Below are 14,938 nucleotides of genomic sequence, written 5' to 3' on the forward strand. Positions count from 1 at the left end.
TCGGATTCCGCGGCGTCGGGTTTCGGCCACACCGTCCGGCGCTGACCTGAGCAAACCCTTGAAAAGCCAACAGCACGGCCGATTGCCGCCTTGTCACGGTCTCGAGGACACGCTTACTTTTGCCGCTCCTGACGGGTGTCGAGGGGGGCTTCATCATGGCCGTGCGCGGCCGGCATCGCCGGTATCAGCCGAACAGGATCAACCGGGCCTCGCTGACCGTCACGGCGGGCGGCGCGGGCATGGCGATCCCGCTCATCGGCGCCGGTGTCGCGGACGCCGCGGACGTGGGGACCTGGAACAAGGTCGCCGCCTGCGAGTCCACCGGCAACTGGAGCATCAACACCGGCAACGGCTACTACGGCGGCCTGCAGTTCAGCCAGTCCACCTGGGAGGCGTACGGCGGCAAGGTGTTCGCCCGGCGCGCGGACCTGGCCACCAAGGACCAGCAGATCGCCATCGCGGAGAAGGTGCTCAAGGGCCAGGGGCCCAACGCCTGGCCGGTGTGCTCCACCCGCGCCGGTCTGACCCGGGGCGGTGAGACGCCCGCCGTCGACACCTCGCCGCGGAAGCCGAAGCGCACCGTCAAGGACGTGCAGCCGCAGACCACGCCGCAGTCGCAGGCGGGCACCGCGGAGATGTACACCGTCGTCCACGGGGACACCCTCTCCGGCATCGCCGACGCGCGGCGGGTCCAGGGCGGCTGGCAGCGGCTGTACGCGGCCAACCGCGCGACCGTGGGCGCCGACCCCGACCTGATCGTCCCGGGCCAGCGGCTGAGCCTGCGTGCCAAGGCGCCGACACACACCGCGGACACGACGGCGCCGGCCCGGAAGCCCGCCACCAGGAAGCCCGCCGAGCACAAGCCCGCCACCAAGAAGCCGGCGCCCCAGAAGCCCGCGTCCGACACGGCGACGAGGACCCACACCCTCGTCGCGCCGGTGAACGCGTCGACCGGCACGCCGTACCGCGCCGCCGGTTCCTCCTGGTCGAAGGGCTACCACACGGGCGTCGACTTCCCCGTGGCCACCGGGACCTCGGTGAAGGCGGTCGGGGCCGGTCACGTCGTCAGCGCGGGCTGGGGCGGCTCGTACGGCTACCAGGTGGTGATCCGGCACTCGGACGGCCGCTACAGCCAGTACGCCCACCTGTCCGCGATCTCCGTGCGCGGCGGGCAGAACGTGACGGCCGGGCAGCGCATAGGCCGCTCCGGGTCGACGGGCAACAGCACCGGGCCCCATCTGCACTTCGAGGTGCGGACAGGACCCGGCTTCGGCAGCGACATCGACCCGGTCGCCTATCTGCGTGCGGGCGGCGTCAGGATCTGACGCGGGTGCGCCGGTGGTTGCGCCGCGGCAGCGGCACGTACGGCGCGCCGTGGAAAGGGCTGAAGTAGTACCGCATCCCGTCGTCGGGTGCCTCCGGGTCCTCGTGCGCGCCGTCCGCGGCGGGCACCGGGACCGGCACGAGGACGTCGTCGGGGACCGTCACCACGGGGAAGACGTCCGTCGGCACCGTGGCGACGGGCTGCTCCGCCAGCCGCGTCAGCAGTTCCTCGATCACCTCGGACGCCACCAGGCCGTCCCGCCCGGCCGGCGTCCCGGGCGACGCGAGCGCGTCCGATACGGCAGGCCCGCTCGGGCCGGCCTGTGCCCGGGGACCCGCGAAGGTGTCCGGGACGACCACGTCCGGCACGTCCGCCGTCTTCGGTTCCGCTTCCGCTTCCGTGGACGGTGTGCCGGAGGCGGCCGCCTGCGGGTCCGCGCCGCGGACGCCGCCCAGCCGTTCCGTGGTGAGCAGGATGAGTCCGCCGGCCGCGACGACACCGCAGCCCAGCGCGAGCGCCGTGCCCGTGCTGCCGTAGCGGAAGGTCTCGCCGAACATCGTGATGCCCACCGCCGCCGCCACGACGGGGTTGACCACCGTGAGCGTGGCGAGCGGGGCGGCGAGGCCGCCGCCCCGGTAGGACGCCTGCGAGAGCAGCATGCCGGCCGTGGCGAGGACGGCGATGACGCCCAGTGACGGCAGGTCCGCGAGGGAGACGCCGCCCGTCCAGTCCACCGCGACCGTCTTGGTGAACACCGACGAGATGCCGAAGGCCAGACCGGCCGCGACCGCGAGCAGCACACTGCGTACCGCCGGGTGGCGGTGGGCGGCGCGGGCCGCCACCATGAGCGCGACCACCGCGCCGCCCGTCACGAGCGCCAGCACCACCCGCTGGGCGCCGCCCAGGGAGTGCGAGTCGGCGGTGCCGACCAGCGACAGCAGACCGGCGAGACCGACCGTCGCCATGATCGCGCCGCGCCAGGCGGTCGACCCGGCCCGGCGGCCGACGAACAGGGCGGCCATCGGGAGCGCGAACACGATCGTCAGCGCGCCGAGCGGCTGTACGAGGCTCAGCGGGCCGTAGGCGAGCGCCACCACGTGCAGCAGTCCGCCGAGGCCGTTCAGCGCGACGGCCGCCCACCAGCTCAGCCTGCGCAGCGGGGCGTAGGTCTGCTCCGGGGACGTCACCGCGACCTGCTCCTGGACGATCGCCCCGCCCGCGTAGGCGACGGCGGAGACGAGCGAGAGCACCACGGACAGCGAGAGGGCGTTCACGAGTCCCTCCTCTGCGTGCGGCGGGGGCGCTGTGCCCGGCGCGACGAACGGTCGGCTTCCATGGTTAACAACGATGCCTCGCGAAACAGTCCATGTCGTCGTCCTTGAGCAGGCATTGAGTCCTACTGCCGATGGAGTAGAGCAGGGCCCCCGTCCTCCCCAGGGTGGGTGACAGCGGCCCCCTCCCCCCGGGTGAGACCCCTTAGGGGGCTTGGTACTACTGCTGTTCGTGGACCTCGACCCCAAGCTCGCCGCGCTCAGCGCCCTCGGCGGCTTCTCCGTACTACGCACGGGCGTACCCCCGGGCCGCCCCCTGCCGACCCTCGCGCGGGCGTACGCGCCGCCGCCGGACGAGGGCAGACCGGTGGTTTACGCGGATCCGATGATTTTCCGTGTCCGGAAGGTCGCGAAAAGTCTCCGGGCGCCGGAGACCAGGATCGCGGTGTCGGTGGCGCACCAGGCGCTCGCGGCCCGGCTGTGGTCGGTCTCCCTCGGCGCCGCCGCGCAGTACGGGGTGCTGCCCGACCTGGACGCGCGGCGGCTGCGCTGGGACCCGGACGCGAGCGCTCCCGGGGAACTGTGGCTCTCCGAGGTGCGCGCCCTGCCCGCGACCGCGCTCGCGGAGGTGGTGCTCGACGGCCACCTCGTGCCGCTCGCGGCCGCTCTGCGGGCCCGGTACACCGTCTCCGCGCGCCTGCTGTGGGGCAACGCGGGCGCCGCGCTCGCCGGGGCTGTGCGCCTCCTCGACCAGTGGGCGCGGGCGAACGGCCGTCCGGAGGCGGCGGAGCGGGTCAGCGCGCTCGCCGCCCCGCTGCTCGCGCACCCCGACCTGTCGTGGACGCTGGCTCCGGGCACGCTCCGCCGCCGCACGTGCTGTCTCTACTACCGGCTGCCCGGCGGGGGCCTGTGCGGCGACTGCTGCTTCGACCGGGCGCCGGGGACGGGGGCCGGTTCCCGGACACCGCGCTCTTCCCCAGGGGCCACATCTGGGTGACCATGAAGGAATCCGGTCCGACGGGAGGTTCTGTGTGCGTGTGGGACTGCTGACGCGGGAGTATCCACCCGATGTCTACGGTGGCGCGGGGGTGCATGTCGAGTTCCTCGCCCGCGAGTTGAGGTCCCTCGTCGACCTGGACGTGCACTGCTGGGGCGAGGGCGCGGCGGGCGGGGTCGTCCGCCACCGGCCCTGGCCCGCGCTCGACGGCGCCAACGACGCGCTGCGCACCTTCTCCGTGGACCTGGCCGTCGCCGCCGCGCTGGAAGGCCGCGACCTCGTCCACTCGCACACCTGGTACGCCAACCTCGCCGGCCACTTCGGCAAGCTGCTGTACGGCATCCCGCACGTGATGACCGCCCACTCCCTGGAGCCGCTGCGCCCCTGGAAGGCGGAGCAACTGGGCGGCGGCTACGCCCTGTCGAGCTGGGCCGAGCGCACGGCCGTCGAGTCGGCGGACGCCGTGATCGCCGTGTCCGGCGCGATGCGCGAGGACATCCTCGGCTGCTATCCCGCGCTGGACCCGGCGAAGGTGCGCGTCGTGCACAACGGCATCGACACCTCCCTCTACCGCCCGGACCCCGGCACGGACGTCCTGGCCCGCGTCGGCCTCGACCCGGACCGCCCGTACGTCCTGTTCGTCGGCCGCATCACGCGCCAGAAGGGGGTGCCCCATCTGCTGCGCGCGGTACGGGACATCGACCCGGCCGTGCAGGTGGTGCTGTGCGCGGGCGCCCCCGACACCCCGGAGATCGACCGGGAGTTCCGCGACCTCTTCCAGGACCTGAGCGGCGTGCGGGAAGGGGTGCACTGGATCCCGCAGATGCTGCCGCGCCCCGACGTCATCCAACTCCTCACGCACGCCGCGGTGTTCGTCTGCCCCTCGGTGTACGAGCCGCTCGGCATCGTCAATCTGGAGGCGATGGCCTGCGGGACGGCCGTGGTCGCCTCCCGCGTCGGCGGCATCCCCGAGGTCGTCGACCACGGACGCACCGGCCTGCTCGTGCCGGTCGAGGGCGACTTCGAGGCGGGGCTCGCCCAGGCACTGGACGCGGTGCTCGCCGACCCGGACACCGCCCGGCGGATGGGCGAGGCCGGACGGGAGCGGGCCGTGCGGGAGTTCGGCTGGGACGCGGTGGCACGCCGGACCGTGCAGTTGTACGAGGAAGTCCGCAAACCGGGGTAGCCGTCAGACAGGCGTAGTCGAGAGAACCGGAGCCGGCTCGATCCACGGGGCGCGGCCCGACCGGGCGTAAAGGGGCGGCGGTATGCGGCGCGGTGGACCTTCGGTGCTGGGAATCGTACTGGCGGGCGGAGAGGGCAAGAGACTCATGCCGCTCACGGCGGACCGCGCGAAACCCGCGGTCACCTTCGGCGGCACGTACCGCCTTGTCGACTTCGTGCTCTCCAACCTGGTGAACGCCGACATCCTGCGCATCTGCGTCCTGACGCAGTACAAGTCGCACTCGCTGGACCGGCACGTCACGACGACCTGGCGGATGTCGAGCCTCCTCGGCAACTACGTCACACCCGTCCCGGCGCAGCAGCGCCTCGGCCCGCGCTGGTACCTGGGCAGCGCCGACGCGATCCTGCAGTCCCTCAACCTTGTCCACGACGAACAGCCGGACTACATAGCGGTGTTCGGCGCCGACCACGTGTACCGCATGGACCCGCGGCAGATGCTGCAACAGCACATCGACGGCGGTGCCGGGGTGACCGTCGCGGGCATCCGGGTGCCGCGCGCCGACTCCTCCGCGTTCGGGATCATCACTCCAGGGTCGGACGGGCAGTCCGTGCAGGGCTTCCTGGAGAAGCCCGCCGACCCGCCGGGCCTGCCGGGCGACCCCGACTGCGTCTTCGCGTCGATGGGCAATTACATCTTCTCCACGAAGGCCCTCATCGAGGCGCTGCACCAGGACGCCGAGGACGAGAACTCCGTACACGACATGGGCGGTTCGATCTTGCCGATGCTCACCGAGCGCGGCGAGGCGCAGGTGTACGACTTCAGCGAGAACCACGTGCCCGGCGAGACGACCCGGGACCAGGGCTACTGGCGTGACGTCGGCACCCTCGACGCTTACTACGACGCCCACATGGACCTGATCGCGGAACGCCCCGCCTTCAACCTCTACAACCGCAGCTGGCCCATCTACACCCACTCCGGGCAGCTGTCCCCGGCGCGGTTCAACGCCGGCGGCATGGCCAGCGAGTCGATCATCAGCGCGGGCTGCCTCATCAGAGGGCAGGTCACCCGGTCCGTCCTGTCGCCCGGCGTCGTCGTCGACCCGGGAGCCGTCGTGCAGGGCTCGGTCCTCCACGACAACGTCCACATAGGGCGGGGAGCGGTGGTGCGGGGTGCGGTCCTCGACAAGAACGTCCAGGTGCCCCCCGGCGCGACGATCGGCGTCAACCCCGAGCGCGACGCGGCGCTGTACACGGTCTCCAAGGGCGGGGTGATCGGCCTGGGCAAGGGCCAGCGCGTCCCGTAGGCCGGTGCGCACGGGCGGCGGGCGCGGCTGTCACAGCACCCGCCGCCTGCGGCCCAGCCACGTCTGGGCGATCACCACGACCGCGAGGAACGCCCCGCTGACCACCTGCTGGTAGGCGGAGTCCAGCGAACCGATCTGGTTGATGACGTTCTGGATGACCTTCAGGAGCAGCACGCCGACGAGCGAGCCGCTGATGAACCCGAATCCGCCGGTGAGCAGCGTGCCGCCGATCACCACCGCGGAGATCGCCTCCAGCTCCATGCCGGAGCCCAGGATCGTCACCCCCGACACCAGCCAGGCCGCGTTGAGGGCGCCCGCGAGCCCGGCGCACAGTCCGGACAGCGTGTAGACGGCGATCTTCGTACGGGCCACGGGGGCGCCCATCAGCGCCGCCGCGTCCTCGTTGCCGCCGACCGCGTACACGTACTGCCCGAAGCGGGTGCGCCGCAGGACGAGCGCGCCGAGGACGAACAGCGCGACGGTGATCCACACGGGCACGCCGATGCCGAGGAGCGAGCCCTGGCCGAGCGTGGCGAAGAACGAGTCGGAGTCCACCCGGTAGGTCGTCGAGCCCTCGTCGGTGACCGCGAGGAGGATGCCGCGGGCGCCCAGCATGGCGGCCAGCGTGACGATGAACGGGGCCAGCCGGGAGCGGGCGATCAGCAGCCCGTTGACCACGCCGATCAGTCCGCACACCACCAGCGGGAGCAGCAGCGCGACCACCGTCCCGTACCGGGAGCCCCAGGCCGCGAGGACGCCGCCCAGCGCGAACAGCGAGCCCACCGACAGGTCGATGCCGCCCGTTATGATCACGAAGGTCATGCCGAGCGCGACCACGGCGAGGAACGCCGAGGACAGGGCCATGTTCCTCAGGTTGTCGCCGGTGAGGAAGGTGTCGAAGCCGGCGGACGCGGCGATCATCGCGACGGCCAGGGTGACGAGGGCGCCGTGTCGCTGGGCGAAGGCGCTGAGCCGTTCGGAGCGGCCGGCGCCGGCCGGCTCCTCCTCGGGCGGGGTCGCCGTGCGCGGGGGAGTGTCCACTTCGGTCGTCATCGCTTTCCCCGTTCCCTGGCCGCGTAGACGGCGAGGACGATCACCACGGCCTGGGCGATCTGGGTCCACGACGGCGGCAGATCGTGCTTGATCAGCGTGGTGGTGAGCAGCTGGATGAGGACGGCGCCCGCGACGGTGCCGCCGATGCGGACGCGCCCGCCGCTCAGCGGGGTGCCGCCGACCACGACGGCGGTGATCGCGGACAGTTCCATCAGGTTGCCCAGCGAGGTGGGGTCGCTCGCGGTGAGGCGGGCGGTGGCCAGCACTCCGGCGATCGCGGCGAGGACGCCGGAGGCGACGTACACGAGGATCAGCACGCGGCGCACCGGCAGGCCGGCGAGCCGGGCCGCGGGCCGGCTGTCGCCGATGGCCAGCAGTTGCCGCCCGAACGTCGTGCGGCGCATCACGAAGGCGACGAGCAGCGCGAGCGCGGCGGCGATCAGCACCAGGTACGGCACCCCGAGCACGGCGCCGGAGCCCAGCTCGGCCATGCCCGGGTCGCGGACGTCCTTGAGCTGGGGGAGCAGGACCAGGGCGAGTCCCCGGCCGGCGACCATCAGGGCGAGCGTCGCGACGATCGGCTGGACGCCCACGAACGCGATCAGCGAGCCGCTCGCCAGGCCGATCACCGCCCCGCCCACCAGCGCGGTCAGGGCGGCCACCCACGGCCCGTACCCGAGATAGAGGGACAGCAGGGAGGTGGACAGGGCCATCACGGAGCCCACCGACAGGTCGACGCCCTCGCTGCCGATCGCTAGTGCCATGCCGAGCGCCACGATCAGCACCGGCGCCACCTGGACGGCCTGGGTGCGGAAGTTCTCGGCGGACAGGAAGTGCGGGGTGAAGGCGAGGTTCGCCAGGAGCAGGACGGCGACGCCCAGGTAGACGCCGTAGTCCTGGAGCAGGCGCAGCAGCCGGTCGCGGTCCGCCGTCACCCGGCCGAGGCTCAGGTCAGTCATCGTGTTCTCCGGTGCCGGGGGACGCGGACGGGCTCTTTCCGGTGCCGTCGGCGGCCGGCGGGCCGCCGGCCGCGACCACGGTCGCGGGGGCCGGTGTCGTGCGGGCGGTCGCGGCGGGCGCGGACGCGATGGCCCGCATCAGCCGCTCCTCGGTGACGGCGTCGCCGGTGAGCTCGTCGATCACCGCGCCGTCCTTGAGGACGATCACCCGGTCGCTGCCCTCGATGAGCTCCTCCGTGTCCGAGGAGATCAGCAGCACGGCGAGGCCGTCGTCGGCCAGTTCGTCGATGAGCCGCTGCACCTCGGCCTTGGCCCCGACGTCGATGCCCCGGGTCGGCTCGTCCAGGAGCAGCACCTTGGGGTGCATGGCGAGCCAGCGGGCCAGCAGGACCTTCTGCTGGTTGCCGCCGGACAGTTCGCCCACCTTCTGGTGCGGGCCGGCGGCCTTGATGCGCAGCCGCTCCATGAAGGTGTCGACGATCCGGTCGACGCGTGCCTCGTCCACCAGGCCGAACCGGGACAGCCCCGGCAGCGCGGCCAGCGCGATGTTCTCGCGGACCGAGAGCCCCGGCACGATGCCCTCCGCCTTGCGGTCCTCGGGCAGCAGGCTGATGCCGGCCCGGATCGCGGCGGGCGTCGAGCCGGTCCGCACCGGGGTGCCCGCCACCACGACCCGGCCGGAGTCGACGGGCAGCGCGCCCGCGATGGCCTTCGCGGTCTCGCTGCGCCCCGATCCGAGCAGTCCGCCGAGCCCCACCACCTCGCCGGGCCGTACGCTCACGGACACCGCCCGCAGGTGGTGGCGGACCGTCAGTTCCGTTGCCTGAAGGACGGGTTCGGCCTGCGTGTCGTGGCCGCCGGTGAACTCGGTCAGACCCTCGTCCCGTACGTCGCCGACGTCCCGTCCGAGCATGAACGAGACGAGCCCGAGCCGGTCGAGGCCGGCCATCCGGCCGGTGTGCACGACCCTTCCGTCGCGCAGCACGGTGACGGCGTCGCAGATCTCGTAGAGCTCGTCGAGGCGGTGGCTGACGTAGATGACCGCGATGCCGCGTTCGCGCAGCATCCGGATCACGCCGAACAGGGTCCGCACCTCGCGGGGTTCGAGGGAGGAGGTCGGCTCGTCCATGACGACGACCCGGGCGTCGACCGACACGGCGCGGGCGAGGGCCACCATCTGCTGCGCGCCGACGCCCAGTTCGTGCAGGGGCCGGCGGACGTCGACCCGGATGCCGAGGCCGCGCAGTGCCTCGTCCGCCTCCCGGTGCATGCGCCGGAAGTCGATCAGGCCGAGCCGGCCGCGGGGTTCGCGGCCGAGGAGGAGGTTGCGGGCCACGCTCATCAGCGGAACGAGGTTGACCTCCTGGTAGATGGTGGAGATGCCCGCGTGCTGTGCCTGGAGCGGCGTCGCGAAGCGGACCGGGGAACCGTCGTACGTCACCTCGCCCTCGTCCGGCCGGTACACGCCGGTGAGGACCTTGATCAGGGTCGACTTGCCCGCGCCGTTCTCGCCGACGAGCGCGTGCACCTCCCCGGCGCGGGCCGTGAAGTCCACCCGGGACAGGGCCCGCACGCCGGGGAAGGTCTTGGACAGACCGGTCACCGACAGCATGTCAGTAGGCCTTGCCCAGGTCCGACTCGGCGTTGTCGGTGGTGTAGGCGCTGTCCTGGATGACGATGTCCCGCGCGACCTCGTCGCCCTTGGTGAAGGCGTCCAGGGTCTGGAAGGCCAGCGGCCCGAAGCGCGGGTTGGACTCGATGACCCCGTCGATCCAGCCGTCGACGATGCCCTGGACGGCGTTGCGGGTGCCGTCGATGGTCACGATCTTGACGGCACCGGGCTTCTTCCCGGCACCCTTGAGGGCGTTGACGGCGCCGAGGCCCATCTCGTCGTTCTCGGCGTAGATGCCGGTGATGCCGGGCTTGGACTGAATGAGGTTCTCGGTGACCGACTGGCCCTTCTCGCGGGCGAACTCACCGGTCTGCTTGAAGACGATGTTGAGGCCGGGCGCCTTCTCCTTGAGGCGATCCTCGAAGCCCTTGGTGCGCTCGGTCGTCACGTTGTTGCCGGCCGCGCCGAGCAGGATGGCGATGTCGCCCTTGCCGCCGGTGGCCTCGATCATGCGGTCCGCGGCCCGCTTGCCCTGCTCGACGAAGTCCGAGCCGATGAAGCTCACGTAGTCCTCGCACGCGGTGGCGTTGATCTTGCGGTCGATGGTGACGATCGGGATGTGCTTGGCGGAGGCGGAGCGCAGCACCGGGTCCCAGCCGTCGGAGTTGAGCGGTGCGATCACCAGGAGGTCGGCGCCCTTGGCGATGAGGTCCTGGACGTCGCTGATCTGCTTGGAGAACTGCGACTGGGCGTTGGCCGTCAGCAGTTTCACGCCGCGCTTCTTCGCCTCGGCCTTGATGGAGGCCGTCTCCGCGATGCGGAAGGGGTTGGCCTCCTTCTCGGACTGGGAGAAGCCGACGGTGGCGGTCCTCAGGTCGGTCTTCTTGCCGCCGTAGGCGTCGATGGCGCAGGTCGGTCCGGATGCGGAGTCCGGGGAGGCGACGACCTGCCCGGAGTCGCCCTGGCCGGCGGAGTTCTTGTTCTTCGCGTCGTCGTCCTCGGACTTGGCGCATCCGGAGGCGAGCGCGAGGCTCGTGACGAGGCCGGTGGCGAGGAGGGTCCGGACGGAGGTGCGGCGGAGGAATGCGGTCGGCTTCATGGAGTCCCCAAACGGCACGGCCCCGGCGCTGAGAGCGCTCACGGGGATGTTCGGCTCTTGCGGTCAACTCGGTGTGCACGTCGTTCAGGGGAGGTTTTTACATCGTTGGAAGGAGGCTGTAAAGCCTTCTGTCCGAAAACCCGTCAGCGCCGTCCCAGCGTGCTCTCCCGCTCAACGAGCCTGAAATCGGCGGTCAGTTCACGTCCGCCGGGGTCCGTACGGCCGGACAGACTGCGCAGCAGCGAGGCCACGGCCATCCGCGCGATGGCCTGCTTGTCCGGCGAGATCGTGGTCAGCGTGACCGCCCCGAACCGGCCCTCGGCGATGTCGTCGAACCCGACCACCGCCACGTCCCAGGGCACCCTGAGCCCGCGCTCGTGCAGCACTCTCATCGCGCCGATCGCGACCAGGTCGTTGTACGCGAAGACCGCGTCCGGACGCACCCCCGAGTCCAGCACCCGCGCCATCGCCCGGGCCCCCTCGTCCCGGTCCCAGCCGCCGACCGGCACCACCAGCTCCTCGGGCGCCGGCACCCCGGCGGCCGCCAGCTCCGCGCGCCAGCCGGCGAGACGCAGATGGGCGGGCCGGTTGGCCGAGTCGGTACGGGCGCCCAGATAGGCGATCCTCGTCCGCCCGCGGCTCAGCAGGTGCCGTACGGCGGCGCGGGCCGCGGCCACGTTGTCGATGGCGATGTGGTCGTAGGGGAGGTCGTACTCCCGCTCGCCGAGCAGCACCAGCGGCACGTCGTCCGTGCGGGCCCGCAGGTCCTCGGCCTCCAGCTCCAGCGGGCTCAGGATCAGGCCGTCGATCACGTTGGCGCGGAAACCCTGGCTGACCAGCACCTCCTGCTCGCGGTCGCCGCGGGTGTGGTCGAGCAGCACGGTGAACTCGTGCTCGGCGGCGGCGTCGATGACGGCGCCGGCCAGCTCCGCGAAGTACGGGTTGCCGAGCTCGGGCACGGCGAGCGCGATGATGCCCGTACGGCCCTTGCGTAGATGACGTGCCGTCAGATTGGGCCGGTAGCCCAGCTCGTCGATGGCCTCCTGGACCTTGGCCCGCATGGCGGGAGTGACGTGCGGATAGTTGTTCACGACGTTCGAGACCGTCTTGATCGAGACGCCGGCGCGCTCCGCGACGTCCTTCAGGCTGACCCGCAAGGGATCTCCTCCGCATCGATGTACACCCCTCTCACCGGGGCGTTTGTCATGACCCTGGACAGCGGCCGGGAGCCGTGCTCTCATGCCAACTGCCGTTCCTTCCAACGTTGTACAGACTGAAGCACCGAGCCGCCACCCTTCCTCAGCAAGGAGGATCCGTGCGCATCAGACGACTCAGAATCCGAATGGCCTTCCTGCTCGCGGCAGCGCTCGGGATGGCGGGACTCACCGCCACCCCCGCCGCCACCGCCGCCGACGACCCCGTCGAGGTCCACGGCCTCAAGGGCGAGTACTACACCCAGTCCGCCCCCGGAGCCTTCGACTTCCACGAGCTCAAGGCCACCGGCTTCGACACCCACCTCGACTTCGACAACCTGGAACCCCGCCTGGCCTTCGCCACCGGGCAGTCGGACGACGTCAACGTCCGCTGGACCGGCCGGATCGTCCCGGAGAAGACCGGCGCCCACACCTTCGCGATCACCGGCGACAACGGCTTCCGGCTGTGGATCGACGGGAAAGAGGTCATCGACCACTGGGTCGACGACTGGGACCGCGAGCAGACCTCGGCCCCCGTGGACCTCACCGCCGGACGCGCCTACGACATCAAGGTCGAGTACTTCGAGCACTTCGGCGGCTCCAACCTCCACCTGCGCTGGACCGAGCCCGGCGGCACCAAGGAGGCCGTGCCGCAGTCGGCGCTGCGCCTGCCCGAGGGCTACGACTACGACGGCGCCATCAGGACCACGGTCCTCAAGGACGGCCGTACGCTCCGGCTCGACTTCGCGCAGAGCCTGAAGGCGCCGCCCGCCGGTCTCACCGACCACGTGGAAGCCGTCATCGGCGGCGCCAAGTGGCCGCTCGGCGAAGCCACGTTGGACCGCTCCGACCCCAAGGCCCTCAACATCGCGCTGAAGGAACCGGTCGTCGGCAACAAGGCCGGCACCGCCCGCGGCACCGCGGACCTGCGCTACGACGGCCGGGGCGGCCTGCTCGGAGCCGACGGCAACGTTGTCAACGCCTTCTGGAGCAGTGGCCCCAACCACTCCACGTACGAACTGCGGACCAAGTGGGCCGACGACGTCGGACCGCGCAACGCCCTGCCCGAGTACCCCCGGCCGCAGCTCACCCGGGACGACTGGCGCAACCTCAACGGCTCCTGGCAGTTCGCCTCCGCCAAGGCGGGCGAGCAGCCGCCGGTGGGCCGGAACCTCGCCGAGAAGATCCTGGTCCCGTACCCGGTGGAGTCCCAGCTCTCCGGGATCGAGCGGCACGAGGACCGCATGTGGTACCGCCGCACCTTCACCGTCCCGGCCGACTGGAAGGTCGGCTCGGGCAAGCGGCTGCGGCTCAACTTCGGCGCCGTCGACTGGCGGTCCGAGGTCTACGTCAACGGCACCAGGGTCGCCGAACACCAGGGCGGCTACGACAAGTTCAGCGCCGACATCACCGACGCGCTGAAGCCCGGCCGCACCCAGGAGCTGATCGTCGGCGTCTACGACCCGACCGACGCGCAGGGCGGCGAGAACCCGCCGGTGGGCAAGCAGCGCCTGGACCCGAGCGGCATCTGGTACACCCCGTCCTCCGGTATCTGGCAGACGGTGTGGATGGAGCCGGTGGCGCCCGACCACGTCGACTCCCTCAAGCTCACCCCCGATGTGGCCGAGGGCCGGCTGACCGTCGAGACCGAGGGCGTCCGTGACGGACTCGCGGTCACGGCGACCGCGTACGCCGGGAAGCACAAGGTCGCCACGGTCCGGGGCCGCACCGGGCAGCCCCTGGTCCTGAAGATCGACGACCCGCACCTGTGGTCGCCCGACGACCCGTTCCTGTACGACCTGAGGGTGAGCGTCGGCGGCGACCGCGTCGGCAGCTACTTCGGTATGCGCTCCATCGCCGTCGAGAAGGTGGACGGTACCCCGCGCACCGTCCTCAACGGCGAGCCCGTCTTCATGATGGCCACCCTCGACCAGGGCTTCTGGCCGGACGGACTGCACACCGCCCCGACGGACGAGGCGCTCGCGTACGACCTGAAGCTGCACAAGCGGATGGGCTTCAACTCCGTCCGCAAACACATCAAGGTGGAGCCGGACCGCTGGTTCTACTGGGCCGACCGGCTCGGCCTGCTGGTCTGGCAGGACATGCCCGCCATGACCGCGGGCGTGAACCCGGACGCCGCGTCGCGCGCCGAGTACGAACGCGAGATGAAGCAGATGATCGACGAGCACATCAGCAGCCCGTCGGTCGTGATGTGGGTGACCTTCAACGAGGGCTGGGGCCAGTACGACGAGGCCCGCATCGCCGACCAGGCCAAGTCCTGGGACCCGACCCGGCTGGTCAACAGCATGTCGGGCATCAACCTCGGGACCGACGGCGGCACCGGCGACATCATCGACGAGCACGGCTACCCGAGCCCGGCGCTGCCACCCCACCCGGACGGTGAACGGGCCCTGGTCAGCGGCGAGTACGGCGGTCTCGGCCTGGCGGTGCCCGGTCACGCCTGGTCGGTGCAGCAGTCGTACGTGGACGTGGACCCCTCTACGTACACGGACGACTACCTCGCCCGGCTCGCCGAGGTGCGGAAGCTGACCTGCAAGGGAGGAAACGGCGCCGTCTACACCCAGATCTCCGACGTGGAGGGTGAGTTGAACGGCCTGGTGACGTACGACCGCAAGGTGGTCAAGCCGGATGTGCGCCGGCTCAAGGCGGCGCACGAGGCGTTGATCGGCGGCGCGTCGCAGCCCACCCCGGCGGGCTGCTCCTGAGGGCGCGGGCGCTCACCGGCCGGCACCTCCCCGCCTCCCGGTGAGCGCCCCGCCCCCGGTCCGCGGACGGGTCGACGGCACGGTCCGCCTTCCCTCCGGGGAGGGCGGACCGTGCCCGACCGGCGCGGCGGCCCCGGCCGGTCACCTCCCGGCGGGAGCGTCACCGTGCCCCCGGCGGGCCTCCCTTCCTGCAAGCCACGCCCCGAACGTCCGTA

At 71.6% G+C, this 14,938-nt stretch carries 11 protein-coding genes; 5 read left to right on the forward strand and 6 right to left on the reverse strand.

The annotated features are described in order from the left end of the window. The first annotated feature begins 155 nt into the window (after window positions 1-155). Window positions 156-1,325 (forward strand): transglycosylase family protein, encoded by a 1,170-nt coding sequence (locus ACWGIS_RS21505; protein WP_453364132.1) that lies wholly within the window; start codon window positions 156-158, stop codon window positions 1,323-1,325. On the opposite strand, the gene ACWGIS_RS21510 is transcribed toward ACWGIS_RS21505, so the two are convergent. Then, window positions 1,315-2,598, reverse strand: coding sequence for a DMT family transporter (locus ACWGIS_RS21510; RefSeq protein WP_453364046.1), 1,284 nt, complete (start codon window positions 2,596-2,598; stop codon window positions 1,315-1,317). The genes ACWGIS_RS21505 and ACWGIS_RS21510 overlap by 11 nt on opposite strands. 211 nt (window positions 2,599-2,809) lie before the next feature. Here ACWGIS_RS21510 and ACWGIS_RS21515 point away from each other — a divergent pair, with 211 nt between their 5' ends. From ACWGIS_RS21515 to glgC, 3 genes are all read left to right on the forward strand, one after another. Continuing rightward, the gene (locus tag ACWGIS_RS21515) at window positions 2,810-3,592 is read left to right on the forward strand and encodes a (2Fe-2S)-binding protein (protein WP_453364047.1); all 783 of its coding nucleotides are present in this window, start codon (window positions 2,810-2,812) and stop codon (window positions 3,590-3,592) included. Between the two features lie 34 nt (window positions 3,593-3,626). Beyond that, window positions 3,627-4,778: a glycogen synthase gene (gene glgA, locus ACWGIS_RS21520; protein ID WP_453364048.1), complete on the forward strand. Its 1,152-nt coding sequence runs from the start codon at window positions 3,627-3,629 to the stop codon at window positions 4,776-4,778. 82 nt (window positions 4,779-4,860) lie between these two features. After that, entirely contained in the window at window positions 4,861-6,081 is a 1,221-nt protein-coding gene (glgC, locus tag ACWGIS_RS21525) for a glucose-1-phosphate adenylyltransferase (protein ID WP_453364049.1), read from the forward strand. A 30-nt stretch (window positions 6,082-6,111) separates the two neighbouring features. Here the strand turns inward: glgC and ACWGIS_RS21530 are convergent, their stop codons facing one another. The 5 genes from ACWGIS_RS21530 to ACWGIS_RS21550 all read right to left on the reverse strand — a co-directional run bounded on the left by ACWGIS_RS21530 (window position 6,112) and on the right by ACWGIS_RS21550 (window position 11,961). Further along, window positions 6,112-7,134, reverse strand: coding sequence for an ABC transporter permease (locus ACWGIS_RS21530; RefSeq protein WP_453364050.1), 1,023 nt, complete (start codon window positions 7,132-7,134; stop codon window positions 6,112-6,114). After that, window positions 7,131-8,093, reverse strand: a complete 963-nt coding sequence (locus ACWGIS_RS21535) for an ABC transporter permease (protein WP_453364051.1) — start codon at window positions 8,091-8,093, stop codon at window positions 7,131-7,133. Before ACWGIS_RS21535 ends, ACWGIS_RS21530 begins: the two co-directional genes overlap by 4 nt. After that, window positions 8,086-9,705: a sugar ABC transporter ATP-binding protein gene (locus tag ACWGIS_RS21540; RefSeq protein ID WP_453364052.1), complete on the reverse strand. Its 1,620-nt coding sequence runs from the start codon at window positions 9,703-9,705 to the stop codon at window positions 8,086-8,088. The genes ACWGIS_RS21535 and ACWGIS_RS21540 overlap by 8 nt, the downstream gene beginning before the upstream one ends. Window position 9,706: 1 nt before the next feature. Next, window positions 9,707-10,804, reverse strand: coding sequence for an ABC transporter substrate-binding protein (locus ACWGIS_RS21545; protein WP_453364053.1), 1,098 nt, complete (start codon window positions 10,802-10,804; stop codon window positions 9,707-9,709). Between the two features lie 143 nt (window positions 10,805-10,947). Continuing rightward, window positions 10,948-11,961, reverse strand: a complete 1,014-nt coding sequence (locus ACWGIS_RS21550; protein ID WP_453364054.1) for a LacI family DNA-binding transcriptional regulator — start codon at window positions 11,959-11,961, stop codon at window positions 10,948-10,950. A gap of 158 nt (window positions 11,962-12,119) precedes the next feature. On the opposite strand from ACWGIS_RS21550, the gene ACWGIS_RS21555 reads away from it, so the two are divergent. After that, the gene (locus ACWGIS_RS21555) at window positions 12,120-14,723 is read left to right on the forward strand and encodes a PA14 domain-containing protein (protein ID WP_453364055.1); all 2,604 of its coding nucleotides are present in this window, start codon (window positions 12,120-12,122) and stop codon (window positions 14,721-14,723) included. Window positions 14,724-14,938 lie beyond the last annotated feature (215 nt).

It is taken from the genome of Streptomyces sp. NPDC054842 (assembly GCF_053611025.1).

Excerpts from the sequence above, each read along its gene's own strand:
- ACWGIS_RS21505 (WP_453364132.1), top strand. The coding sequence starts at position 156 with ATGGCCGTGCGCGGCCGGCATCGCCGGTATCAGCCGAACAGGATCAAC.
- glgC (WP_453364049.1), top strand. The coding sequence starts at position 4,861 with ATGCGGCGCGGTGGACCTTCGGTGCTGGGAATCGTACTGGCGGGCGGA.
- ACWGIS_RS21530 (WP_453364050.1), bottom strand. The coding sequence starts at position 7,134 with ATGACGACCGAAGTGGACACTCCCCCGCGCACGGCGACCCCGCCCGAG.
- ACWGIS_RS21535 (WP_453364051.1), bottom strand. The coding sequence starts at position 8,093 with ATGACTGACCTGAGCCTCGGCCGGGTGACGGCGGACCGCGACCGGCTG.
- ACWGIS_RS21540 (WP_453364052.1), bottom strand. The coding sequence starts at position 9,705 with ATGCTGTCGGTGACCGGTCTGTCCAAGACCTTCCCCGGCGTGCGGGCC.
- ACWGIS_RS21545 (WP_453364053.1), bottom strand. The coding sequence starts at position 10,804 with ATGAAGCCGACCGCATTCCTCCGCCGCACCTCCGTCCGGACCCTCCTC.